The following is a 24121-nucleotide window of genomic DNA, read 5'->3' as shown; positions in this document are numbered from 1 at the left end:
TGCAGGTAGAACTGGCCGGTCGCCTCGTCCCACTCCCACGCCGGGCCGCCGAACTCGGACGCCCAGTTGTTCGGAGGAATCGGGTTGCCGTCCTCGTCGAAGCCCTTCGGGTCCTTCCAAATGTAGTAGTCGCGGTAGGGGTTGTCCTTAGAGGAGCGGGACTCCTTGAACCAGGGGTGCTCATCGGAGGTGTGGTTTGCGACCAGGTCCATCAGGATCTTGATGCCGTGCTTGTGAGCGGTTTCAAGCATCTCGTCGAAGTCTTCCATGGTGCCGAAGTCACTCATAATCGCGAAGTAGTCAGAGATGTCGTAGCCGTTGTCCACGTTCGGCGAGTCGAACACGGGGGAGAGCCAGATGACGTTGATGCCCAGCTTAGCCAGGTAGGGCAGCTTCTCGGTGATGCCCTTCAGATCACCGATACCGTCGCCGTTAGCGTCGTTGAAGGAGCGGGGGTACACCTGGTACACCACGGCTTCCTTCCACCACTGGCGGCCTTCGTAGGAGGGAACCTCGTATGCCTCGGAGTTGCTCATAATTGCCTTTCTATACCGGCCATCCAGCCGAAAAGAGGAACAAATTTTGTCTGTGATTGAAGTATAGGGCGAAGAGGGACCGGAATGTCTGTATCTGGTCCCCCTTCGCACAGTATGAGTGGGGTACGACTACTTGGCGTTACCGAAGAGGTAAACCTTCGCCTCGTAGGGGCGCAACAGGGTGCCCTCGTCGGTGAACTCGCGGTTCTCATCGCGGTAGTTCGAGCTGATCAGCTTCGGGGCGTTCTCGATTGCCTTCAGCTCAGTCGGGGAGAGCGCCTGCGAGTTGGTTAGCACCACCGAATCCAGGTTGCCGCCCGCGTAGTTCAGCTGAACGGTGTCATCGGTGAAGTTCGCGACGACCAGCAGGGCGCGCTCGCCGGTTGCGGCGGCGTCCTCGTCGGAGTTCACGCGCAGGTAGGCGTAAACCTGGTCATCCTCTTCATCCAGCAGGCGGTACTCGCCGGTCAGGATGATCGGGTGCTCGCGGCGCAGGCTAATCAGGTCGCGGTAGTGGTAGAACACCGAATCCTGGTCAGCGAGCTCTGCCTCCGCGTTGATTTCGGTGTAGCGCGGGTTCAGCTTCAGCCACGGGGCGCCGGAGGTGAAGCCTGCGTTTTCGCCAGCGGTCCACTGCATGGGGGTGCGGGCATTGTCGCGACCGGAGGCGCTGATGTAGCGCAGCATGTCCTCAGCGGAGACGCGGCCCGACTCTTCAACGTACTTGCGCCAGGAGTCGTGAATCTCCAGGTCGTTGTAGTCCTTCACATCGTCGAAGAAGACGTTGGTCATGCCCAGCTCTTCACCCTGGTAGATGTAGGGGGTGCCCTGCATCAGGTGTAGCACGGTGCCGAGCATCTTGGCGCTGACGGTGCGGTACTCGGGGGAGTCGTTACCGAAGCGGGAGACGGTGCGCGGCTGGTCGTGGTTGTTCCAGTACAGGGAGTTCCAGCCGCGGCCGTGCAGGCCCTCCTGCCAGTGGGTGAGGACCTTCTTGAGGTCAACCAGGTTGAAGCGGCGGTCGGACCACTTGCCGGTCACGCCACCTTCGGAGGCGTCTACATCCATGTGCTCGAACTGGAACACCATCTGCAGCTCGTTGCGGTCGAAACCGGTGTAGAGTGCGGCGTCGTCCACGGTCACGCAGGGGGTTTCGCCCACGGTCATGACCGGGTACTTGCTCAAGACCTCGCGGTTCATCTCCTGCAGGAATTCGTGCACGCGCGGGCCGTTCGCTGCGACAGCCAGGGAGTTGTCGAGACCGCCAGCGAGGACTGCCGGGTCCTCGGGGAAGGAGAGGTCCTTAGAAATTAGGTTGATGACGTCCATGCGGAAGCCGTCCACGCCCTTGTCCAGCCAGAAGCGCATGATGTCGTAGACCTCTTCGCGGACCTTCGGGTTCTCCCAGTTCAGGTCGGGCTGCTTGACGGAGAAGTAGTGCAGGTAGAACTGGCCGGTCGCCTCGTCCCATTCCCACACGGAGGGGCTGAAGCAGGAAATCCAGTTGTTCGGCGGAATCGGCTTGCCGTCCTCGTCGAAGCCCTTGGGGTCGCGCCAGATGTAGTAGTCGCGGTAGGGATTGTCCTTGGAGGAGCGTGCCTGCTTGAACCATTCGTGCTCGTCGGAGCTATGGTTGACGACCAGGTCCATCATGAGCTTGATGCCGTGCTTGTGCGCGGTTTCGAGCAGCTCATCGAAGTCTTCCATGGTGCCGAACTCGGCCATGATGGCGCGGTAGTCGGAGATGTCGTAGCCGTTGTCATCGTTCGGGGAAGCGTAGATGGGGGAGAGCCACAGCACCTGAATACCGAGCTTGGCGAGGTACGGAATCTTCTCGGTAATGCCGGGCAGATCGCCGATGCCGTCGCCGTTGGAATCGTTGAAGGAGCGGGGGTAAATCTGATAGACCACCGGTTCCTGCCACCACTGGGTCTGGGTCGTCATTGTTCTTCCTTCCCTTGGTACGGATGAGTGTTGTGCGGGGCCGCCCTATAGGCGGCTAAAGTCTGATGCCCTTAGCGCTGGGTGGTGACGGGCGTAAGGAGGCTCTGGGGTGCCCAGCTGGAGGGGTCAATTTCCAGGAGTAGACCGCTGTGGTCGGAGATGGCTTCGGGGGAGTTGTCGCGGAAGACTACCGCGTGCGAGTTCACCGTGAGCAGTCGGTCAGCGAACACGAAGTCAATGCGCTTGGCGTCCGTGCTACCTTCCCAGCCGGCGATTTCGCGGTGGACGGTGTTTTCGCCGTCGGTGTGCTCCGCCAGTGAGCGGGTATCAACCATACCGCTGGAGGTGACCAGCGCGTAGCCTTCATCGCTCAGATGCGCGGCGGAGTTAAAGTCGCCGCCGAGCAGTACGGGTGCGGTGAGGGCACATTCTGCCAGGGCCTGTGAGAGGCGGGTGTATTCCTGCGCGAAGAGGGGCTCGCCGTCGAAGTCCCACCAGGACATGTGGGTGGTTGCGCACCAGAAGGTACCCGTCTCAGTTTCGATGAGCGCCGCCTGCGCTACACGGCGCTGCACCTGGTGGTAGCCGTACTCGGGAGACATATCGATGGGCTTGATGCCGCGAATCGGCAGGCGCGAGAGAATCGCTACGCATTCGTCGTAGCGGTCCCAACCGATGTGGGCTTCGGTGAGGGTCCACTCGTAGGTTGCGCCCATTTCGTTGAGTGCCTGCACGAGCAGCAGGGCGTAGTTGTCTTCGTGGACCGGCACGCCTGCGCCGCCACGGTAGTTGAGGGGCTCCTTCACCACGGGGGTGGAGGTGAGCTGGTTGACTTCCTGCAACGCAATGACATCCACCTGCTGTTCAATGATGAACTTTGCGAGGGTGCGGATTTTGGCAATTTGGTGGATTTCGCACCAGCTGTGCGTGTTGAGGGTGAGGAAGCGCATGTATTAAGTCCGGGGTATGTGTGAGGTTGAAGAATGATATGCACACCGCGCATTGAGGCGGCGAGTGTTTTTATGCACTCTGACCTATGGGTGCACTGTTTATGCTATCGATTCTGTGCGCTAGGTAATAGGGAAAAAGTCTCATCTGCAGCAAGTATTTTTAACCAGTGCCGGGAGATGTTTCAGGTTCTGAAAAACTCTTTCAAAACTTCTGCTTTTGGTATCTGCGGGTAGGTATGACCTGGCATTATTGTTTTGTCTAAAACACATTCGGCATTTAGCGCACGCAGGATATGTGGCACCCGTCTCATATACTTTCGTTTGGAGGTATAAAGATACGGTGTGACCATCGCAGGCTGGCAATGATCGCCAACCCCTGCGTCCGCTCACTCGACAACCCGAAAGGGCGTATAGCCTCATGATGGAAAAAGTACAGAGGTTCGGCTCTGCCATGCTGGCACCCGTTCTTCTCTTCGCATTCGCTGGCCTCGCGGTCGGTATTGCGATCATTGCACAGAACGGCGAACTGATTCCCCTCGCTGCTGATAAGGAAAGCGCGTGGAACCACTTCTGGTCTGTTTGGGAGTCCGGCGCATGGACCGTCTTCAACCAGATGGAACTGCTCTTCGTGATCGGTCTGCCCATTGCACTGGCAAAGACCGCTAACGCACGTGCAGTGATGGAAGCTGCAATGGTCTACCTGACCTTCAACTACTTCGTCGGCACCATGCTCAAGGTATGGGGCAAGGGCGGCACCGGTTTCTTCGACCTGGACTACACCACCGACATCTCTGAGAGCGCGGCAGGTACCGGTCTGAAGATGATCGCCGGTATCAAGACCATGGACACCGGTATCTTCGGTGCCATCATCATCTCCGCAATCGTGGTGTGGGCACACAACCGCTGGTTCGACAAGAAGCTGCCCGACTTCCTCGGTATCTTCCAGGGTTCCCAGTACGTCTACGGCGTCTGCTTCTTCCTGATGATGCCCGTGGCATTCCTGTTCTCCTGGCTGTGGCCCTACGCTCAGCACGGCATCTCCTCCCTGCAGGGCTTCTTCATCGCATCCGGCGCACTCGGCGTGTGGGTTTACACCTTCCTCGAGCGCTTCCTGATTCCGACCGGTCTGCACCACTTCATCTACTCCCCGTTCGTCTTCGGTAACGTTGTTACCCCGAACGGTATCGCTAAGGACTGGCCGAGCCACCTGACCGAGTTCGCAAAGAGCGACAAGCCCCTGAAGGAACTGTTCCCCGGCGGCGGCTTCGCACTGCACGGTAACTCCAAGGTCTTCGCACCCATCGGTATCGCAGCGGCGTTCTACACCACTGCTCGTCCCGAGAAGCGCAAGGAAGTTCTCGCTCTGCTGATCCCCGTCAGCCTCACCGCAATCCTGATCGGTATCACCGAGCCCCTCGAGTTCACCTTCCTGTTCCTGGCACCCCCGCTGTTCCTGGTTCACGCAATCCTGGCAGCAACCATGGCTGCAATCATGTACCAGCTGGGTCTGGTTGGTTACATGGGTGGCGGTCTGCTCGACTTCCTCTTCCAGAACTGGATCCCGCTGTGGGCAAACCACTCCGGCACCTACCTCATGCAGATCGGTGTGGGCCTGTGCTTCACCGTTATCTACTTCCTGGTCTTCCGCTTCATGATTCTGAAGTTCGACTTCAAGACCCCCGGTCGTGAAGAAGACGGCGGCGAGACCAAGCTCTACAGCAAGGCAGAGTACAAGGCTGCTAAGGCTGCTGAGAAGGACGGCGGCGCAGCAGCTCCCGCAGCTGACGGCGACCTCTACGCACCCCGCGCAGCAGGCTTCCTCGAACTGCTCGGTGGCGCAGAGAACATCACCACCGTGAACAACTGCGCAACCCGCCTGCGTGTCTCCGTTGCTGATGAGTCCCTCGTCAGCACCTCGGATGCAGACTTCAAGAATGCAGGTGCTCTGGGCCTCGTCCGCAAGGGCAAGGCATTCCAGGTCATCGTCGGCATGGACGTTCCCCAGGTTCGCGAGCGTTTCGAGACCATGGTGAACGAAGCTAAGACCCTCTCCTAAGAGACTTCAGCTTTCAGCCACCTGACGGCATAACGCCTCATAAGGTATAGACTTCGCCGGCGGTATCGGATAACACCGATGCCGCCGGCGAAGCTGTACCCGGACACGTACCAGGCGCATACCCAGCTCAAATCTGCTGGCATACACACTCAAAGTGAGAGATGACCGTCCTCACCCACCCTGGCCGATGACTCTAGAGCGTGTACTATTTATATATTGCTCACCATCGGATTCAGGAGCTTTGAGTGGATTTACAAGACGTCGTGAATGCGAACCAGCACCGATTCAGTGAAACTGAACGGGAAATTTTGGCATTCATGCTAGAAAACGAAGAGTTCGTTGCAGAGTCAACGATCAACTCTCTGGCACATAAAACCTATACTTCGACCAGCTCAATTATCCGCCTGACGAAGAAGCTGAACTTCTCCGGATTTGCCGAGTTGAAGTACTTCATTAAGTCCTCTCTGAACCGCAGCGAACCTTTCAACCCGCGGTTCATTGAGAGCGGTCGCGAAGATATTCAGCGCACCTACGACTACCTCGAGCACATGGAACTGAGCGGACTGCTCAAGCGCATCCATGAGGCTCGCACCGTGTACTGCTTCGGTACCGGCTACGCGCAGCGCAACGCCGTGCAGGAATTTACCAAGTCCATGCAGGTGTGCGGTAAGTTCTGCCAGGTCATCCCGGCGCGCAATGAGTTCGAAAGCGCCATGAACAATATGACCCAGGACGATGTGGTCATTATTGTGTCCTTTTCAGGTCAGACCGAGAACATGCGCGAACACATTAAGATGCTGGCGCTGCGCCGCATCCCCATGATTGCGGTGACCGCCATTGGTGTGAACTACATGTCTTCACACGCCGAGTACTCCCTGCACTACCAGACCACCCCCACCCAGATCAGCACCCAGCGCAAGCCCTACTACTCCTTCGTTGCGCTGTCGGTACTGCTGGACTACATCGTGCGCCGCTATATTGAACACGTTGAACATGAGCGCCGCGAGTCCCTGCAGGACCAGGTGGATGACGCTCTCAACAATGGGGGCGAAATCGACGCCTGACAAGGCAATACTGTGCCCACCTGCCCCTTCACTCACTCCTCCTGAATCCGACCGAATCCACCTGAGATCACCTGAAAGAGACACCCAGTGACCGCAATTTTCGCGCTCATCGAAAACACCGAGAAGATGCGTAAGTACCTGTTCTGGTACCTCATGATCATCCCCGCGCTGCTGCTGCTGTGGATTGCTCTGGGCGCAGCGAACTCCCAGATGGACTTCCAAGCAGCCCTGAAGATTCCCTTCTTCACCGTGGCATTCCTGAACGCATGCCTCAGCCTGCTACTGGGCGGCACCCTCAAATTCGCGGGCGCAGAGAACGAACGCACCGAACGAGCCTACGCCCTGTACCTGACCATTCTGCTGGTCATCATCGGTAACCTGCCCGGCGCAATCCTGAGCTTCTTCCTCTTCCGCTCCCTGCGCTTCGGCAACCTGGAAGGCGAACTGGCACCCAAGTACCGTTGGGCGCTTCTGCCTGCCCTGGTCTTCTACGTATTGGTGACTGTAGTGCTACTCGCCGCGAACATCGCAATGTGGTCGAAGTAAGCACACCGGCATACTAAGCACGCAGGCGCGCACTGACACCGCCCCGTATGGGGCACACCGGGCAGAGGACCCCGGAAGAACCACCATCTTCGGTGTGTACGCGCAAACGTACACCGCACTGACCCACAAGGACACTCACAACGTGAACCAGATTCCCGAGCCTACCGACGCGCAGCACGCACCCGGCACCCCGGCTGATACTGCTCAGCCCGCCGCAGCCGCCGCGACCTCAGCAGAGGAAACCCACGAAGTAGCCGACGAAATCAACATCGCCGAGCTGCCCGCACACCTGAACCCCGCCCACGAAGATTTCGATCCCTCGGCGGGGCTTGAACGCTGGGCAGAACAGATGGACGTCTACACCGGACCGGACGCGATGCTCGACTTCAACCAGGTCGACTACGTGCACATTGACCTGTCCGAAGCAAACCCCTCCGGTCTGGCTCAGCTACTCGCCGGACGCAAGACCCGCCTCTCCACGATTCTGCGCGACAAGTCGCAGCTTGAGGCGGGTATGCGCTCCGCCCGCACCCTGCGCACCAAAATTTACGAACTCGCCACCGACCACGGCCTGGACTCCGGCTACTTCGTGGCGGGTACTGCCTCCTGGCTGTCGCACGACACCCGCGAGGATGCCGCCGCCTACGAGAAGCGCTTCATCGCACCGATTCTCATGGCGCCGCTGAGCATCACCCCGCACCCGAAGGATGACGACTTCGAGCTGCGCCTCGCCGGTTCCGCACGCCTGAACCCGGCGATGGTCCGCCAGATCAAGCAGGAGTACGGCATCGACCTGGGCACTATGGACGTGGCGCAGCTGGCGAACTCCATGTCCCGTCTGGACCCCGAGCCGGTTATCGAGCGTATGCGCGCATCTGCCGGTCGTATTCCGGGCATGACCATTGAGTCGAAGTATTTCATCTCCACCTTTGCTGACCTGAAGGAAAGCCTGGGCGAGCTGCCGCACACCGCCATCACCCCGCTGGTTCGTGACCTGGCGGCACTGAAGGTTCCCGGCGTGAAGCCGCGCGAGCTCAACGCCCACAACCTGCAGCAGCCCCTGGACCAGCGCGACCCGGCAGAAGAAATGCTCTTGCTGGACGCTGACGCGAACGCCCAGGAGATTATCGACACCGCGGTCAGCGGTTTCTCCTTCACTATCACTGCGGCACCCGGCACCGAGCCGTTGCGCACCGCCGTGAACATTGCATCCGCGCTGATGGGTCGCGGTAAGTCCGTGCTCGTGGTGGGTGAGAAGCGCTCTACCCTGGCCGAGTTCTCGGCGCTGCTCAAGCGCACCGGCATTGAGAGCCTGCGCTACGACCTGCTCGCCGAGCACGACTCCGAGGCTCAGCGCGCCGAGTTCATTCGCGCCATTGTGCGCAATGAGGGTGCGGAAGAGCCGAACTCTGAGGACCTGAACGAAGAGCTCGTCGCGACCCGCGCCGCGCTGCTCGACCACACCCGCGCCCTGCTGAACAAGGATGCGAACTGGCAGATTTCCGTCTACTCGGCGTTACAGCGTCTGGCTGAGCTGACCGCCTCCGAGGACGGCCCGGCAACCCGCGTGCGTTTTGACCGACCCATGCTTGATGCGCTCATGGAGCGCGAGCAGGTGCGTGCCGAGCTGGTGCGCCTAGGCGAGATTGATGGTTTTGCGGCGGCTTCGCGTACCTCCCCGTGGTACCGCGCCCGCCTAGTCAATGACGAGGAAGCCGCCGAGGCGTACGCCCTGGTCATTACCCTCAAGTCCTCCCTGCTGAACCTGCGCGAGGCAATGAACCGCACCAGCGCCATGCTGGGTCTGCGCACGGGTCGTACCATCGCCGAGTGGGAGTCGCAGCTGGCGATTCTGATGCGCATCCGTGAGACGCTCAAGCGTTTCCGCGCAGACGTCTACGACCGTCCAGTGACCGACCTGATTGCGGCGACTGCATCCGGTTCGTGGCGTCGTGAGAACGGCATCGAGATGAGCAGTATGCAGCGTTCCCGCCTGCGCCGCGCGGCAAAGGAGTACATCCTGCCCGGCGTGAATATTGGTGACCTGCACGAGCAGCTGAAGATTGTTCAGGCCGAGCGTGCCGAGTGGATTCGCCACATTGAGGCGCCCCGCACCCCGCAGATTCCTGAGAACCTGGATCAGCTGGCTGCCGCCCTGAACTCCCTGGTGTCTGAACTGGCGGGCCTAGGCATTGTCCTGGCTGACACCGTTGAGGGCACCGACTTTGTACGCACCGACCTGGATGCCCTGGACGCGCGCCTGGACGCCCTCATGGCGGACCGCGTGCTGCTCATGACCCTGCCGGAGCGTGACGCCCTGACCCAGAAGCTGCGTGAGCGCGGCCTGTCGGAGCTGCTCGATGACCTGTACGCGCGTCAGGTTCCGACCGAGGTTGTTTCCGCTGAACTGGAGCTTGCCTGGTGGCAGTCTGCCCTGGAGTTCTTGCTGCAGCATCACGAGGGTAAACTGCTGGACGGCGACCGCCTGCGCGATATGGAGTCCCGTTTCCGCCGTGCCGACTACGCCCACATGACTAGCGCCCCGGCGCGTCTGCTGGCGAAGGTTGCTCGCGTGTGGACTGAGCGTATTGAGTCTGAGCATGATCAGGCAGCGTACCTGAAGAGCCAGCTGCGCGGCTACGAGTTCGTGCTCGAGGAGCTGCTGACTCACGCCCCGGTGATGGCACGTACCCTGCTGCCGCTGTGGACTGCGAGCCCCTTCGCCCTGGCGCGTAAGGTTCCCGCCTCCATGCGTTTTGATACGGTGCTGCTGCTGGACTCCGAATCGACCCCGCTGGCGGCGAACCTGCCCGCGATTACTCGCGCCGACCAGGTGATTGCCCTGGGCGACCCGCATTCGGGTTACCCCTCGCCGTTCATCGTGTCCGCCCCGACTTTTGGGGCGCCGGAACCGGCCGGTGAGCAGCTGGACAGCACCTTCGACGTGCTCGCTACCGTACTGCCCAACCGCACCCTGGCGATGCTGCACCGTAGCATGGACCCGGTGATTCTGGACTACCTGAACCGTGAGTTCTACGGTTCGCAACTGCATGCGGCTCCGGTGAGCCGCGCCTCCGCCCAGCCCGCCGGTTCGCTGACCGTTGAGTACATTGATACTCGCGGTAAAGTGAGCGATAACGCGAACCTGGATTCGCCCGGTGTTGAAGTGGAGCGCGTGACGAACCTGGTGCTTGAGCACGCCTACCGTACCCCGGATCGTTCGCTGGCGGTGGTGACGGCTAGCCCGAAGCACGCTCAGCGTGTGGCTGAGTCGGTGCGTCACGCCCTGAGCCTGTACCCGCAGCTGGCGCCGTTCTTCGCCGCCGGTGAGGAGTCTTTCCGCGTGGTCGACCTGACCCGCGCCGAGACCCTTGAACGCGATACCGTGATTTTCTCCCTGGGTGTGGGTCGTGCCCGCCTGGGTCAGGCGTCCTACGATTTGGGTCAGCTGTCTGCTGAGCATGGCCGCCAGGGCTTTGTGGTGGCGTTGACTCGTGCACGCCGTGCCCTGCGCATTGTCTCGTGCATTGACCCCTCCGAGCTGGACCCGCAGAAGCTGCATCATGGCGCGGTGGATTTCTACCACCTGCTGCGTGAACACGCGGAACGTCAGGCGCGTGAAGAGGTGGAAGCGAAGGCACAGCGCGTGCCGGAGACCCTGCCGCGTAACGCGTTCTTGGCCGCCGACGACGCGGACACCCCGGATTTGGGCGACTGGCTGCTGAACGATTTGGTGGCGCGTCTGCAGGCTCGCGGTGTGCGTGTGACCCGCGGTGAGGGCGATATCGCTCTGATTGCGCACGCCCCGGAGAAGCTGGCGGCTGAGCCGGTTCCCGCGCTGGGTGTGGCTCCCGTGGTCTCTTCGAACCCGAGTGTTCCGGCGGCTATGCCGCTGGTGGCCTGCTCCGATGGTGAGCCGAATTATGCGCGTGCTTCGGTGCGTGAGCGTACCCGCCTGCTGCCGGAGCGTCTGAGCCGCACGGGCTGGAACTACATTACGCTGGGCACCCTGGAGGTTTTCGCCGATCCGGACGCTGTGGTGGCGCGCGTGCTGCACTACCTGGATATGGATGAGGGCGCTGAGGTTCGTGGCTAGTTATTCGTCGACGCCGAAGCCTCGCCGCGGTCACCGTCGTGTGAGCGGCGGCGGCTCGGTGAGCGGGGCTGAGCCTCTGCTGGTGGGTGTGACGACGCCTCCGGTTGTGGCTTCGGGTACTTCCTCTGCCGCGGGGGCTTCCCCGAAGAAAGCTGATGCCCAGAAGCAGAACCCCCAGAAGGCGAGTTCTCAGAAGGCGGCTGCTTCTGCGCAGCCGCTGACCCCGGAGGAGCGTGAGCGTCTGGAATGGATGCGTCAGCAGCGTCCTCCGCACTGGGGTAACAATATCGTGTAGCGTCTTCCTGAGGGAGAGCACTTCTTAAAACGCCGAGGGGCGGGGCAACGTGTGTTGCCCCGCCCCTCTTTTGGGCTGGTGTGGGACCCCGTTTAGGAGTTGCCCTTGTCGGTGCTGTAGAAGCCGGAACCTTTGAAGGTCACTCCGACGGTGTTGTAGCGCTTGCGCAGGGTTTCTTCGCCGCACTGCGGGCAGATGCGCAGTGCATCGTCGCTAAAGGACTGGCGCTGTTCAAAGACGTGGTTGCAATTCTTGCACTGGTAAACGTAGACCGGCATTTTGTCCTTCTGTATCCGTTTTCGCTGGGATGGTTTATTAACGTGGTTTGAGTGTACCGCTTTTGAAAGGTTGGGAGCTATTTGCATTTTCTTCTCAAATAGCTATTTCTGTTTCTTTTCGTCTTTTTCGTGAGTGATTTTGTTGGTGTGTTCCTGCATATCTTTGCGTTTTTGCATAAAGATTTGGGTGTCAATCAAGAGCGAATCGGGCGTGGGTGAGCCGGGTGCTTTTAGCCCTGCTGGTGAGCGAGGAAAATGCCCCGCTCGGTGAGAATCACCGGTAGAATAGCGTCCCACTGGTCGTAGGGAATGGTTTCGTAGATTTCGTCGCTGAAGACAATGCCGATGCTCCGGCCGGTGAGCTGCTGGTCGCTGAGCAGGGGGATAATCCGGTCGTAGTAGCCGCCTCCCTGACCGAGGCGGTGCCCGCCTGCATCAAAAGCAAGGGCGGGGATGAGACGCAGGTCGGCGTCAATGAATGCTTGCGTGTCTTGTTCTTCGCCTTCGGGTTCGGGGATGCCCATGGGGCTGAGCGGATGCTCAACGGTGGGGTCCCAGTGCACCCAGGCGAGTTTGCGACCGGGGCGTACGACGGGCACGAGGATGCGGTGTCCCTGCTCATGGAGAGCGTTTAGTGCTTGGACAATGGGCGGCTCAGATTTGGTGGGCAGATACGCCGCAATGGTACCGGGGGAGTGGACCCGCTGCGCAACCGCCTCGAGAATGTGGTGGGTGAAAAGGTCAGTCAGATGTTGCTGTCCGTGTTCGCCGCGGTGGCTGCGTGCGGTGAGGCGGCGCGGGCGGATTTGGGAGCGGAGAATGTCTTTGTCTAGGGAGATATCGTCTGCGCTGGCACCGGCGTCGGAGTTGCTGGTGGCGGGGGTTGTGTTGAGGTGCATGGTGTGTCCCATCGTCGTTGCGGGTCTTGTGTGAAGGGTTGGGGAGTGGCGCGTCCCGTAGGAAGTAAGGTGCGTTCACTCTATGCTGAGAGGTATCCGTGCGCAGGGTAAAACTGCCCTGGTGGGTGGTGAAAATTGACCTATATCTGCGGGGACGTGGATTCCACTTTTTAGTATAGGGTTTGAGAAAAATAGTGCTGAGTTCTGTGGGGTGCATTTTCTTTGCACACCGAAGAATGGGCCGCTGTGGATATGTAGTTAGTCACGTTGAAGATTTTTTCATGTCATAGTGTCTATAAATCGCCTTAAGTACTTTACAACTTAGGGTATTCTTGTGGCATGGCTACTGAAATTAAGTCTGTTACTAAGGCAGTTATTCCTGCTGCTGGTCTGGGCACCCGATTCCTGCCCGCAACGAAGGCAACCCCCAAGGAAATGCTCCCCGTCGTTGATCGCCCCGCGATTCAGTACGTGGTGGAGGAAGCAATCCGTGCCGGTCTGAACGACGTTCTGATGATTACCGGCCGTAACAAGCGCGCTCTCGAGGATCACTTCGACCGCGTTCCCGTTCTGGAGCAGCAGCTCGCTGAGCAGGGTAAGGACGCCCTACTCGCATCCGTGGTAGCTACCAATGAGATGGGTGGCGACCTGCACTACGTGCGTCAGGGCGACCCCAAGGGTCTGGGCCACGCTGTTCTGCGCGCAAAGCGCCACGTTGGTGACGAAGCATTCGCTGTTCTGCTCGGCGATGACCTGATTGACGAGAAGGAAGACCTGCTCGCTCGCATGGTGGAGGTCCAGGAGCGCACCGGCGGTTCCGTCGTTGCTCTGATGGAGGTTCCCCGCGAGGCTATTTCCGCTTACGGTGCAGCTGCTATTGAGGCTGTTGAAGGCGAGGACGGTTTCGTCAAGATCACCGGTCTGGTTGAGAAGCCCGCTGCTGATGAGGCTCCCTCGAACTACGCTGTGATTGGCCGTTACGTTCTGAGCCCGAAGGTCTTCGAGGTTCTGGAGAACACCGCTCCGGGCCGCGGCGGCGAGATTCAGCTGACCGACGCTCTGCAGACTCTGGCTCAGGGTGAGGGCGAAGGCGAAGGTGTCTACGGTGTGGTCTTCTCCGGCCGCCGTTTCGACACCGGTGACAAGCTGTCCTACCTGAAGGCAAACGTTATTCTTGCTGCTGAGCGCCCCGAGTTCGGTGACGACCTGCGCGCATGGCTGAAGGACTTTGTTGCAGAGAACTGCTAATTACTCTGCACCCGCTCTCTAAAGAGGGCAACCGATAAATACCAACCACGCTGAGGAAGGCGTTCTTTCCGGTGGGGCGTTTTAGCCCCAAGGGAGGGCGCCTTCCTTTGCGTCGTATGTGTCTATTATGTGCTTGGGGTGCTACTGGGCGAGGGCCCAGGGTGTGCCTTGTGCAGGGACGCGACGACGTTGTAGTGTGCATATTCCTTCAGGGGTATATGTGCATATCCAGCCCGATTCTTGCCGCTTATGGAAAGCATTGGGAATATAAGGGTATGATTAAAGTCTAGGGATAAAGGGACGATAGAGGGCGACCTGAATATGACGCTTTTGAACACCTCCGGCGTGTTGGTAATTCTGACCGTGATTTTGCTGCTGTGGTTTGTGCCCAGGAGCCTGCGTCGCGCGCCCGCTGGCCCTGTCATGGAGCCTGAACGTCCCCTGATTAGTGCTGAGCGTACCGCGGAGGATATTCTCGCCTCCGCCGGTGTGTTGCTGAACGAGTCGGAGGCATACCAGTCCTCCGATCACGCGGTGGCACCGGGTACTTCTCTGCCGTCTTCTGCTCTTCCGCAGGCTTCTTCCCGTTCCTCCCACACGGTGGAGGAATCCGCCCAGCCTGTGCCCGATACGGCTTCTATTTCGCAGATTCGCGAATCTTCCCCGACTGCCCCTTACACGGATGAGATTCCGGTGGTGGAGGAGTCGAAGCCCTCGCCTCTGTCCTACTTTGATACTTCGAGCCCGAGCGGTATTGCCCTGCTGGTTGCTGCCGGTCTGGGTGTTCTTGCCCTGGTTACCGGTCTTCTGGCGCTCTTTGGTGTGCTGGCGTGGGGCTGGGCTGTTCTCTTGCTGATTCTTGCCGGCGGTGCATGGGCTGTGAGCCGTTTTGGTCTGCTGGAGTCTGTTGCTAACCAGGTCAAGGCGAGCCGCGATGCACGCCAAGCTAAGGCAGAAGATGATGAGGATGACGAAGCTGAGGACGAAGCCTACGAAGAGTCCGATGAACATGAAGAAGCCGGCGATGATGCTTCTGAGCCTGTAGAGGACTCGGCGGCTGAGGGTGTGGAGCCTGAAGTTGCTGAAGAGCCTGCACATCATGCTCGCCCCGCCACCCGTGAGGCTACTACCCGCAAGTCTATACACGGTGTGAACCGCGAGGCGGCACGCTCGAGCCGCGCGCACATCGCGGTGGAGTCCTCCGATGAGGCTCCCGAGGCGGCTCCTCGTGCGGAAGCGCCTGCTGCGGCACCTGCTCATTCTTCTCGTGCCGTACCTGCCCGTTCTGCCCGCCCGGCGGAGGCGCCCGTCGCACACCGTCAGGAGCGTCGCCAGCAGCGTCCGAGTCGATTCCAACCGATTCGCCGCGGTAGCGTGCTCTTTGATCAGGAGAGCGACTCCGCTGGTTCCTCTGTTGCGCCGCGCGCTACGGCACAGCAACAGGTAGCGCAGGCTCCGGTTGCTCCGAGCCAGCCTGTCCAGCCTCAGCCCGCTCAGGCACCCGTACAGGCTTCCGCCAAGCCGGTAGCAGCTCAGCCTGCACCAGCCACCCAGGCACCTGCACAACCGGTAGCAGCTCCTGCTCAGCAGTCGGCAATTCATCCGGCTCAGCCGGTGGCTCGCCAGGCTCTGCGCGACGGCTCGCCCGTCCGTCAGGCACCTGCGGCACCTGCTACTCAGGCTCCCGCTCAGCCGATTCCCGAAGAGATTCCTCTGCCGGATGTCCTGGATGATTCCGAATTCGACGCGCTGGATATCGCCTCGCTGAACGATTCGGCTCTTTCGACCGGTGCTACTGCGACCGGCGGTGTTCGTTCGACGAACCGTCACCCCGGTGCCGGCTCCTCCTTTGAGGCGGTTAGCAACACCTGGAACCCGGTTCAGCTGCCTAAGCCGCTGAGTGCACTGCACCGCCAGGACAAGAACCAGGGTAAGAAGTAGACTTTGCTCCAGACACGCATAAAACCCCGACAGTTCACACTGTCGGGGTTTTTGTATGCCTGGGGATGATTGGGAAGAAGTTAAAAAGAAAAGGAACCCCGTCCATGGGGTTCCTTTTCTAGCATCACACACAGGAAGAAAGTCTTCTAGACCGATTAGGAAGGCCTTCCCACAAGGCCTGCCCTATTCGGTAATAAAAATATATCCTAATTCCCGTGCGGGTGACAAGCTGAAAATAGCGACACCCTGTCAATAAACTAAGGTTGCCCTAAGTAAAATCCGCGCCATTGCAGGCGACAAGGGGCAATAACCCCCGGCTGAAAAAATTTAAAAAAATTTTCTGACCCCTCCAAAAGTCGAATAAGAAGCCTCAAAGAACCTTCAATCAGGTTAATATCGCCCACTCATGAGAGAATAGCCGGGTGAAAGATTGGTTTGACGCACTCCCGATTGAGGTTGCCCTAGCTTTCATGTGGGTGGTCGGAATCGTCCGCACCAGCATCGTGTACGCTCTTGGCGCGCTTGCTGCTGAAGGCGGTGCCCGCCTCGACCGCATCCGCAAAGCCATGGACAGCCCGCTCTACCGTAAAGCGCGCCGCTTGATTAATCGGTGGGGCGTTATTGCTGTGCCCCTCTGCTTTCTCACCGTGGGTCTGCAAACCGCGGTCATCATCACGACCGGCTTCACGAAAATGCCTCTGCGTCGCTGGGTTCCCGCGATGCTGGTTGGAACCTTCATGTGGGCGTGTATTTACACCACCATCGGCTTCGCAATTCTTGCGGCCCTCGGCCTGGAGCCGTGGATGTTCCCGCTCGCCCTTGCCATTGTTATCACGGTGCTGGTCATTGTGACTCAGCTGCGCGAACGCCGCATTAACCGCGAAACCGTTGAGAACACTGCGGATAACATCGCCGAGAACTAGTCCTACCTTCAGCGGGGGATAGGTGCACTATCTCGCCGGGTTGAGGCCACTCACCTGCCCTCAATGCCCCCGCCCAAGATGTGCTAGCGTGGAGGGATGAGTTCATCCGCATCCTCCACCGCAGGCACCCCCGAAGAGCAGCCCGTCAACGACTCTGCCCTCACCGCAATCGACCCCGAGCAGAGCGCGCCCGAAAACGCTACCGACCAGGTAGAAAGCGAAGCGCCCACCGAGGCCCCCGCCCGCGTGTACCTGCATCCCGAGCAGCTGGCGATGATCCAGTCCCCGGAGGCTCTGCCCATCCCCGTGCTGCAGCGCTCTGTGCTGCGCATTAGCTACGTGCCCGCGATTATGCCCGGCAAGTGGTTCAACCGCTGGCACGAGCGTTACGGCGACCGCGTGCAGCTGGCGGAGGTGCCCGTGCGTGAGGCGCGCGGCCTGGACTCCCTGCATCAGGACCTGTGCCTGATTGACCCTGCCCTCAACTCCGCGGAAGAAACTGCCTCCGAGGCGCCCGCTGAGGATAGCGCCGAGGCTACCGAACACGCCCCTATCGAGCGTAAGGACGTACCCGATAACCCCTTCGCGCACATGAGTATTGTGCGCCCCGACCGTGAACCGGCAAGCACCGACGGCGAGAAGTACCACAGCATCCGCCTCTACGAGGAGCTGCCCGTGGTCATTCTGCCGGTGGACCATGTACTCACCGTGCTTGATGAGGTGCCTGTGGAGGAGCTTGCCGAAGAGTTCCTGCTACAGCCCGCCTCCGATATCCCCGCCTATGAAGAAGTCTCCCGCGCATGGCGTGAGAACGCCGGGCGCATCGTGCCCGAAGGTCTGACCGATAAGGAAACCATCGAGCTGGTTGCCGCCGGTGTGGGCCTGTACATTGTGCCCATGTCCATTGCGCGTTTCTACCACCGCAAGGACCTCACCTACCGCCCCGTTGCCGGTCTGGACACCTACCCGGTGCACCTGGTCTGGCCGCGCGCCCCCAAGGGCGAGCCGCGCAGTGAAGAGCTCGAAGCGCTCCTGCAGGACTTCATCGGTATTGTGCGCGGCCGCACCGCAACCAGCGACCGCGGTAGTGAAACCCGACAGGCACGCGCCGAACGTGTCGCCGCCGAAAAGGCAAAGGCGAAAGCGAAGGCACGAGCCGCCAACGCCCGACGCGAAGCACGCGATAAAAAGCGCGCCAACGCCAAGAAAAACGGTAACGCGCGCCAGCACGCTCGACAGTCCGCCAAAGCCGCCAGCGCACGCCGCGGCAAGAAACGCTAACGAACGATAGACGGTAAAATCAAACCATGGCATTAGCAATGGAAACCCGACCCGCAGCCTACGCAGTGATCATTGAGCAGGGCAAGCTGCTCATGACCCGCTGGGTGCCCGAAGACCGCGCGCTCAGCCCCCTCTGGTCCCTGCCCGGCGGCGGCATGGAACCCGGTGAACAGGCGGATGAGACCGCGCTGAGGGAAACCCTCGAAGAGACCGGCTACAGCGTCGCCATTGAAGATATTCTGGGTGTGCACGCCGGACACTTCCCCGTGCGTTCCACCCAGAAAGACCCGCAAGCGCTACCCTTCTGCGCCCTGCGGGTGGTTTTCCGCGCCCACATTGTCACCGGCGAACTGCGCCACGAGGTCAACGGATCCTCCGACACAGCACGCTGGGTACCCATCGCTGAGCTAGACACCATCCGCTACGGCACCCTCATCGACGAGGTCGCCTCCATGATGGGCTACTCCAACGCCGCCAGCTGGGCACGCGAATACCGCGAATTTCTTGCCGATGAAAACGCACGGAAGCTTCCCTAATGAACCGACTGACCCTCACCCGCCGTGCGGCGCTCACCTCCCTGGCGCTCATGCCGCTGCTCGCCGCTTGCGGGAATAATGACGCTACCCCCCAGGTGGACCCTTCCGCATCCAGCTACGGTACTCTGCGTATCGGCTACGGTGCTCTGCGTGAGATGCGCGCCGTAGCGCACGTGTACGCGCGCGCCCTGCGACAGATTGGCTACTCCGTTGAACTTGTCGACACCGACAACAGCCGTGCTACCGCCCTGCGCGGGCTCATGGTTCCTTCGGCTAATTCCGCCACCCCTACCGCTACTCTGCCCGACGACGAGGCAACCGGTAGCACCACTGCCGCGGCCCTTGAATCGTTGGACCTTGTCATCGACTACAGTGGAGACCTGCTGCTCTACCTGACCGACGACGGCAAAATCAGCCCCGCCGCCGCACAGAACGAACGTATTGCCGCCTCCGTGAGTGCCTCCGCTCAAGCCGCAGGCGTGACCCTGCCCCCGGCGGCCACCCCCACCACGGAGGAGAGCACCGCCTCCGCACATGCTACGGACGGTACCGCAAGCCCCTCGGCAAGCTCCACCCGATCCGCTGACCCCATCAACCTGCGCGCCATGAGCACCACCGACATGACTAACGCCATCTCGCGCATCCTGCCCGAAGAGCTCATGCTTCTCAACGGTGCTAGCGCCACCAACAAGGATGTGCTGGTCACTACCCGCGCCGTGAGCGCCCGCCACAAGCTCAACTCCCTCGCGAACCTGCGTGAGGTGCAGTCTTCCCTGGCGTTCTCCATCCCGACCGGGTACTCCAGCGGCACCTACGGCGTGGATTCTTTGCGTAGCCTCTACCGTTACCGTGTGCACGACCCGAAGATTCAGGACGACCCCGCCGAGCGCGTCAACGCCCTCACCGCAGACACCGTGCAGGTGACCCTGCTGCACAGCAGCGACTCCGCGATTGAAGAGAATCGCCTGGTCACCCTGGAAGACCCCTCGACGGCGCTTTTGCAGCAGCAACTGGTGCCCATTATTCGCCGTACCCTGCCAGATAGCGCCCGGACGGCAATTAACCGCGTATCATCTACATTAGACACGGGTAACCTCTCGTTCCTGTTGCGTCTGACTAGCGGTTCCAACCCCATCGCAGATGATGACGCAGCACAATTCATTTTGGATCACCCTAGAAAGTAAAGCATCATGACGAAGTACCGTCAGTCCTCAAAGTTGAGCAACGTCCTGTACGACATCCGCGGCCCCATTCTGGACGAGGCCAATCGCATGGAAGCGATGGGCCACCGCATCCTGAAGCTGAACATTGGTAACCCCGCGCCCTTCGGCTTTGAGGCGCCGGATGCCATCATGATGGATATCATTCGTCACCTGCCCGAAACTCAGGGCTACTCTGACTCCCGCGGCCTCTACTCGGCACGTACCGCCATTGTGCACCACTACCAGAACCGCGGCATCATGAACCTCGACACCGAATCTATCTACTTGGGTAACGGTGTGTCTGAGCTGATCCCGATGACCCTGCAGGCACTGTGCGAGACCGGCGACGAAATCCTGGTCCCCATGCCCGACTACCCGCTGTGGACCGCAGCCACCGCGCTGGTCGGCGGCAAGCCCGTGCACTACCTCTGCGATGAGGAAAACAACTGGCACCCGGACATCGAAGACATTAAGTCGAAGATTACCGAGCGTACCAAGGGCATCGTGGTTATTAACCCGAACAACCCCACCGGTGCCGTCTACCCGCGTTCCGTGCTTAAGCAGATTGTGGATGTGGCACGCGAACACGGTCTGGTCGTGTTCTCTGATGAGATTTACGAAAAGATTACCTACGATGGCGCAGAGGCCATCAACATGGCGACCCTCACCGGCGACGACGTGCTCTGCCTGACCTTCTCCGGCCTGTCCAAGGCGTACCGCGTCTGCGGTTACCGTGCGGGTTGGGTCGCTATCACCGGCCCGAAGAAGGACGCTTCCAGCTACCTGGAAGGCATTCACCTGCTCGCCTCCATGCGCCTGTGCGCCAACGTTCCGGCACAGCACGCCATCCAGACCGCGCTCGGCGGCTACCAGTCCATTAACGAGCTGATTGTTCCCGGCGGCCGCCTGTACGAGCAGCGCACCCTGGCGCACAAGATGCTCAACGAGATTGACGGCATCAGCTGCACCAGCGCGGACGGTGCGCTCTATCTGTTCCCGAAGATTGATGTTGAGCGCTTCGACATTACCGACGATGAACAGTTCGCCCTGGACCTGCTCAAGAGCCAGAAGATTCTCTTCAGCCACGGCCGCGCGTTCAATTGGAAGGACCCGGATCACTTCCGCCTGGTGTTCCTGCCCGATACGCAGACCCTCACCAGCGCCCTGGAGCGCCTGGGTAACTTCATGGCTGACTACAAGCAGAAGCACTAGCCTTCCCGCCTCTGCTACATATAGACAGAAATAGCCTGCCCCGCAGTTCTGATGAGCTGCAGGGCAGGCTATTTTTGTTTGACGGCTGGCGGATGTGCCAGAGCGGGTGCTGGAAGCGGCTTTAGTTTGCCAGGTTCTCCTGACCAGCCTGTGCACCGCGTGCCGCGTTCAGGCGCTCCTGCGCGCCCTGCAGCCACGCCTCGCAGCGGGCGGCAAGCGCCTCGCCACGCTCCCACAGGGCGATGGAGGTCTCCAGGTCGCTGGCGCCGGACTCCAGCTGGCGTACGACCTGCTCCAGTTCGGCGCGTGCCTGCTCGTAACCGAGGGTTTCGACGGGTGCGCCCAGCTCGGCGCTGTTGAAGCTAATGTTCTCGCTCATTGAGGAACCTTTCAGAGGTAAAAACTAGGGATAAAACTAGGGGTATCGAGGTTTAGGAGATGTTCGAGGGATCCGTAGAAGTCACAGTTGCCTGCGCCGAACCGGTCGCCGCGCGTACCATAATCTGCTCGCCCTCGCTCAGCGCCGAAGCGTCACGCACAATAGCGCCCGCGGCATCCTGAACGATGGAGTAGCCTCGGTTGAGCGTCTGCGCAGGCGAGAGCGAACGCACCCGCGCCAACGTATGCGACAGAGTCGCCGACTCACGCTCCAGGCGGTGCTGCACCGAACGGTGAGCGCGCTCGCGTAGCTGGCTCAGCTCCTCCACACGCATGAGCAGGGAGGACTCCGGGTGGGTGAGCACCGGGCGGCTACACAGCTGCGCAATGTAGTTCATCTGCATGCCCACGTAGCCGAGTACCGCGCGGTCCAGGCGGGCGCGGGCCTCGGTGATGCGGGCGGTTTCCTCCGAAATATCGGGCACGATGCGCTTACCCGCATCGGTGGGGGTGGAGGCGCGCAGATCGGCAACCGCATCGAGGATGGGGGAGTCCGCCTCGTGACCGATAGCGGAGACCACCGGGGTGGTGGCCGCCGCGACGGCGCGGATAAGCGCCTCCTCGGAGAAAGGCAGCAGGTCTTCGAAGGAGCCGCCGCCTCGGGCGATGACGATGACGTCCACCTCCGGGTGGGCGTCCAGCTCGGCGAGAGCCGCAATGACCTCAGCCGCCGCACCCTCACCCTGAACGCGGGTATTGCGCACCTCGAAGACCACGCCGGGCCAGCGCAGGGAGGCGTTGCGGATAACGTCCTTCTCCGCGTCAGAATCGCGACCGGTAATCAGACCCACGCGATTCGGCAGCATGGGTAGCGGCTTCTTACGCGCGTCAGAGAACAGCCCCTCAGCGGCGAGAGCTTCACGTAGACGCTGCAGCTGCTCGTGCAGGTTACCGGTGCCGACCGCGTACACTTCCTTGCCGATGAGGGAGAGCTTGCCGTTCTTCCACAGGCTCGGCTTGGCGCGGGTGACGATGCGAGCGCCTACGGTCACATCAGCCGCCAGGCCGCTACCGGCACGCCCGAAGAGTGCGAGGGTGAAGGAGAAGTCTTCGTTGAGGTCTTTGAGCTCCATGAAGACGTTGCCGCCGCGGCCGTTGAGGGAGGCGACCTGCGCCTCCACCCAGAGCTCGGGAACCTTGTCTACGTAGTTTTTGAGGTTCTGCGCGAGCAGGGCGAGGGGCCAGGGGTTGGTGGCGGTGGTTTCCTGAGACTTCCCGGGAAGCTGCCGCTCGTGCACGGGTGGCACCACCAGTGCGGGTGCCGGCTGCACTGCGGAGGGGTTGTAGAAGTTCATGCCTTCTATTGTCCCTGATTGGTCGGCTATGTGCCTGCGCACAGGTCAGGCTGGCGACTCGGGTAGCTTGCACGTAGTGCAGGCAGAACTTAGCTTCTGGCGCATTCTGCGGGTCTGAATCGGCTTTGAACACTGTGAGCGGGTACCCTAGGCTCATGCGCTCACCCGATCAGTCAGCACATCAGAACAACGCCCTCAACACCGCCGCAGCTTCGTCAGCGGCGGGTACTGGCGCGCAAAACTACCCGGCGGACGCGACCCGAGTCGTCGATACTCGGATTACCCGCACGGACGGCTACTATACGGCGGATGAAGACACCACTCTGCTACAGCCCACGCGCACGCTCGGCCACGCCGCAGCCCCCACCAAAGCTGAACTGCAGGCCGCCCCGGAGCCTCCCTTCGCGGCGGGTTTGCGGAGGTTCCTGACCGTTGTGCTGTGCGCCCTGGCCCTGGTGACCGCTCTGGGTGCAACCACGGGTGCCTGGGTGAACTCTAAGCTCATGTCAGAGCGCGGTTTCTCGCAGATTTCCTCCAACCTGGCGGAAGATTCGCAGCTTGCCTCGCGCATCGCGGACGGTGCGGTTGAAGATCTCATGAACTCCGAAGCTATGACAACCTTCCTCGACGGCACCAAACAAAGCGGCTTATACTCCATTCTTGTAAAGCCGACACAAGACGGCATACGTTCCTTGCTCAACCGATCCGCGGCTGAGCTGTCAAAAACTGAAGAATATCGAAGCCTCTGGAAGGAAATAGCCGAGGAAACTCGCCGCTACAACCTCGAACACCAGGACGGCCCCGCCGTCATTGTGCTCACCCCCTTCTACCGTGCGCTGGATGCGAAGGTCGGCTCTATCGGCTCCTTCGATCCGGACCTGACGAAGCTCGGCCCTGAAACCCTCAACATTGACCGGGTAAAGGACGGCAACAACCAGCAGGAGCAGCAGGAATGGTACCTGCACGCCGGCATTAACCGTGCCGCCGCGCTGGGCAAATCCACCGTGCCGCTGACCATCATCTCGGTGCTGAGCCTGCTGCTGGCTACGTTGCTGGCACCCAGGCACCGCATCCTGGTACCGGTGGTCACGGCTCTGCTCTACGCCCTGCTGGGATGGGGCGCGGCAGCCTGGTTTGGCGGCCAAAGCCCTGAAACCTTGGGAATTACCAGCCACAGCACCGCCGGAACGGCGCTGATTACCGGGGCATGGAACCAGCTTGCACCGTCACTGACCGGGCACTTGCAGGCGGCGGCAAGCTACGGGCTGGTCATGGCGATCCTCGCCCTGCTGCTCGGTATTCTGATTCGCCTCATCGCCCTGGGACGTAGCCCTGCGAGCGGTGCCACAGTCATCACACACTAAAAGTCCGAACAACGTAG

General features: G+C 60.6%; 20 protein-coding genes. 13 read left to right on the top strand and 7 right to left on the bottom strand.

Annotation, left to right across the window (positions count from 1 at the left end; translation table 11 throughout):
- From HMPREF2836_RS06540 to HMPREF2836_RS06530, 3 genes are all read right to left on the bottom strand, one after another.
- The coding region (locus tag HMPREF2836_RS06540; RefSeq protein ID WP_246822839.1) for an alpha-amylase family glycosyl hydrolase at window positions 1-536 on the bottom strand (536 nt) is incomplete at its 3' end.
- Between the two features lie 129 nt (window positions 537-665).
- Window positions 666-2480 (bottom strand): glycoside hydrolase family 13 protein, encoded by a 1815-nt coding sequence (locus HMPREF2836_RS06535; RefSeq protein ID WP_070629910.1) that lies wholly within the window; start codon window positions 2478-2480, stop codon window positions 666-668.
- A gap of 71 nt (window positions 2481-2551) precedes the next feature.
- A complete protein-coding gene (locus HMPREF2836_RS06530) occupies window positions 2552-3430 on the bottom strand; it encodes an endonuclease/exonuclease/phosphatase family protein (RefSeq protein ID WP_070629909.1) in 879 nt (292 codons plus the stop codon).
- Between the two features lie 418 nt (window positions 3431-3848).
- Here HMPREF2836_RS06530 and HMPREF2836_RS06525 point away from each other — a divergent pair, with 418 nt between their 5' ends.
- From HMPREF2836_RS06525 to HMPREF2836_RS06505, 5 genes are all read left to right on the top strand, one after another.
- The gene (locus HMPREF2836_RS06525; RefSeq protein WP_070616172.1) at window positions 3849-5486 is read left to right on the top strand and encodes an alpha-glucoside-specific PTS transporter subunit IIBC; all 1638 of its coding nucleotides are present in this window, start codon (window positions 3849-3851) and stop codon (window positions 5484-5486) included.
- Between the two features lie 245 nt (window positions 5487-5731).
- Window positions 5732-6550, top strand: coding sequence for a MurR/RpiR family transcriptional regulator (locus tag HMPREF2836_RS06520; protein ID WP_049353335.1), 819 nt, complete (start codon window positions 5732-5734; stop codon window positions 6548-6550).
- Between the two features lie 87 nt (window positions 6551-6637).
- Window positions 6638-7096, top strand: coding sequence for a hypothetical protein (locus tag HMPREF2836_RS06515; RefSeq protein WP_005508442.1), 459 nt, complete (start codon window positions 6638-6640; stop codon window positions 7094-7096).
- A gap of 94 nt (window positions 7097-7190) precedes the next feature.
- Window positions 7191-11192, top strand: coding sequence for a DEAD/DEAH box helicase (locus HMPREF2836_RS06510; protein ID WP_070629908.1), 4002 nt, complete (start codon window positions 7191-7193; stop codon window positions 11190-11192).
- On the top strand, window positions 11185-11487 hold the full coding sequence (locus tag HMPREF2836_RS06505) for a hypothetical protein (RefSeq protein WP_141744676.1): 303 nt from the start codon (window positions 11185-11187) through the stop codon (window positions 11485-11487). Before HMPREF2836_RS06510 ends, HMPREF2836_RS06505 begins: the two co-directional genes overlap by 8 nt.
- 92 nt (window positions 11488-11579) lie before the next feature.
- On the opposite strand, the gene HMPREF2836_RS06500 is transcribed toward HMPREF2836_RS06505, so the two are convergent.
- Both HMPREF2836_RS06500 and HMPREF2836_RS06495 read right to left on the bottom strand, forming a co-directional pair.
- Window positions 11580-11765, bottom strand: coding sequence for an FmdB family zinc ribbon protein (locus HMPREF2836_RS06500; RefSeq protein ID WP_005508445.1), 186 nt, complete (start codon window positions 11763-11765; stop codon window positions 11580-11582).
- A 230-nt stretch (window positions 11766-11995) separates the two neighbouring features.
- Window positions 11996-12664 (bottom strand): 5-formyltetrahydrofolate cyclo-ligase, encoded by a 669-nt coding sequence (locus HMPREF2836_RS06495; RefSeq protein WP_239665124.1) that lies wholly within the window; start codon window positions 12662-12664, stop codon window positions 11996-11998.
- A 339-nt stretch (window positions 12665-13003) separates the two neighbouring features.
- Between HMPREF2836_RS06495 and galU the strand changes: the two genes are divergently transcribed.
- The 7 genes from galU to HMPREF2836_RS06460 all read left to right on the top strand — a co-directional run bounded on the left by galU (window position 13004) and on the right by HMPREF2836_RS06460 (window position 21007).
- Window positions 13004-13912 (top strand): UTP--glucose-1-phosphate uridylyltransferase GalU, encoded by a 909-nt coding sequence (gene galU / locus HMPREF2836_RS06490; protein WP_005508447.1) that lies wholly within the window; start codon window positions 13004-13006, stop codon window positions 13910-13912.
- 321 nt (window positions 13913-14233) lie between these two features.
- Window positions 14234-15853, top strand: coding sequence for a hypothetical protein (locus tag HMPREF2836_RS06485; protein ID WP_070629907.1), 1620 nt, complete (start codon window positions 14234-14236; stop codon window positions 15851-15853).
- Window positions 15854-16275: 422 nt separating this feature from the next.
- Window positions 16276-16776 carry a DedA family protein gene (locus HMPREF2836_RS06480; RefSeq protein WP_049341824.1) on the top strand — a complete coding sequence of 167 codons (501 nt, stop codon included), beginning with the start codon at window positions 16276-16278 and terminating at the stop codon, window positions 16774-16776.
- A 96-nt stretch (window positions 16777-16872) separates the two neighbouring features.
- On the top strand, window positions 16873-18057 hold the full coding sequence (locus HMPREF2836_RS06475; protein ID WP_141752123.1) for a LysR substrate-binding domain-containing protein: 1185 nt from the start codon (window positions 16873-16875) through the stop codon (window positions 18055-18057).
- 26 nt (window positions 18058-18083) lie between these two features.
- Window positions 18084-18593, top strand: a complete 510-nt coding sequence (locus tag HMPREF2836_RS06470) for an NUDIX domain-containing protein (RefSeq protein ID WP_012903109.1) — start codon at window positions 18084-18086, stop codon at window positions 18591-18593.
- Window positions 18593-19777 (top strand): glycine betaine ABC transporter substrate-binding protein, encoded by a 1185-nt coding sequence (locus HMPREF2836_RS06465; RefSeq protein WP_070629906.1) that lies wholly within the window; start codon window positions 18593-18595, stop codon window positions 19775-19777. The genes HMPREF2836_RS06470 and HMPREF2836_RS06465 overlap by 1 nt, the downstream gene beginning before the upstream one ends.
- 6 nt (window positions 19778-19783) lie before the next feature.
- Window positions 19784-21007 (top strand): pyridoxal phosphate-dependent aminotransferase, encoded by a 1224-nt coding sequence (locus HMPREF2836_RS06460; RefSeq protein ID WP_070629905.1) that lies wholly within the window; start codon window positions 19784-19786, stop codon window positions 21005-21007.
- 121 nt (window positions 21008-21128) lie between these two features.
- On the opposite strand, the gene HMPREF2836_RS06455 is transcribed toward HMPREF2836_RS06460, so the two are convergent.
- Both HMPREF2836_RS06455 and xseA read right to left on the bottom strand, forming a co-directional pair.
- Window positions 21129-21386, bottom strand: coding sequence for an exodeoxyribonuclease VII small subunit (locus HMPREF2836_RS06455; RefSeq protein WP_049327598.1), 258 nt, complete (start codon window positions 21384-21386; stop codon window positions 21129-21131).
- A 52-nt stretch (window positions 21387-21438) separates the two neighbouring features.
- Window positions 21439-22740, bottom strand: coding sequence for an exodeoxyribonuclease VII large subunit (xseA, locus tag HMPREF2836_RS06450; protein ID WP_070629904.1), 1302 nt, complete (start codon window positions 22738-22740; stop codon window positions 21439-21441).
- Window positions 22741-22895: 155 nt separating this feature from the next.
- On the opposite strand from xseA, the gene HMPREF2836_RS06445 reads away from it, so the two are divergent.
- Window positions 22896-24104, top strand: coding sequence for a dehydrogenase (locus tag HMPREF2836_RS06445; protein ID WP_070629903.1), 1209 nt, complete (start codon window positions 22896-22898; stop codon window positions 24102-24104).
- Window positions 24105-24121 lie beyond the last annotated feature (17 nt).

This window comes from Rothia sp. HMSC065C12 (assembly GCF_001812085.1).
GTDB classification, from domain to species: domain Bacteria; phylum Actinomycetota; class Actinomycetes; order Actinomycetales; family Micrococcaceae; genus Rothia; species Rothia mucilaginosa.
The sequence above is the reverse complement of the archived record's forward strand: the minus strand, read 5'-3'. Positions and strand labels throughout refer to the sequence as shown.

Coding starts and splice junctions, on each gene's coding strand:
- HMPREF2836_RS06470 (WP_012903109.1), top strand. CDS start 18,084: ATGGCATTAGCAATGGAAACCCGACCCGCAGCCTACGCAGTGATCATT.
- HMPREF2836_RS06455 (WP_049327598.1), bottom strand. CDS start 21,386: ATGAGCGAGAACATTAGCTTCAACAGCGCCGAGCTGGGCGCACCCGTC.
- HMPREF2836_RS06485 (WP_070629907.1), top strand. CDS start 14,234: ATGACGCTTTTGAACACCTCCGGCGTGTTGGTAATTCTGACCGTGATT.
- HMPREF2836_RS06465 (WP_070629906.1), top strand. CDS start 18,593: ATGAACCGACTGACCCTCACCCGCCGTGCGGCGCTCACCTCCCTGGCG.
- HMPREF2836_RS06535 (WP_070629910.1), bottom strand. CDS start 2,480: ATGACGACCCAGACCCAGTGGTGGCAGGAACCGGTGGTCTATCAGATT.
- HMPREF2836_RS06475 (WP_141752123.1), top strand. CDS start 16,873: ATGAGTTCATCCGCATCCTCCACCGCAGGCACCCCCGAAGAGCAGCCC.
- HMPREF2836_RS06530 (WP_070629909.1), bottom strand. CDS start 3,430: ATGCGCTTCCTCACCCTCAACACGCACAGCTGGTGCGAAATCCACCAA.
- galU (WP_005508447.1), top strand. CDS start 13,004: ATGGCTACTGAAATTAAGTCTGTTACTAAGGCAGTTATTCCTGCTGCT.
- HMPREF2836_RS06460 (WP_070629905.1), top strand. CDS start 19,784: ATGACGAAGTACCGTCAGTCCTCAAAGTTGAGCAACGTCCTGTACGAC.
- HMPREF2836_RS06445 (WP_070629903.1), top strand. CDS start 22,896: ATGCGCTCACCCGATCAGTCAGCACATCAGAACAACGCCCTCAACACC.
- HMPREF2836_RS06525 (WP_070616172.1), top strand. CDS start 3,849: ATGATGGAAAAAGTACAGAGGTTCGGCTCTGCCATGCTGGCACCCGTT.
- xseA (WP_070629904.1), bottom strand. CDS start 22,740: ATGAACTTCTACAACCCCTCCGCAGTGCAGCCGGCACCCGCACTGGTG.
- HMPREF2836_RS06500 (WP_005508445.1), bottom strand. CDS start 11,765: ATGCCGGTCTACGTTTACCAGTGCAAGAATTGCAACCACGTCTTTGAA.
- HMPREF2836_RS06495 (WP_239665124.1), bottom strand. CDS start 12,664: ATGCACCTCAACACAACCCCCGCCACCAGCAACTCCGACGCCGGTGCC.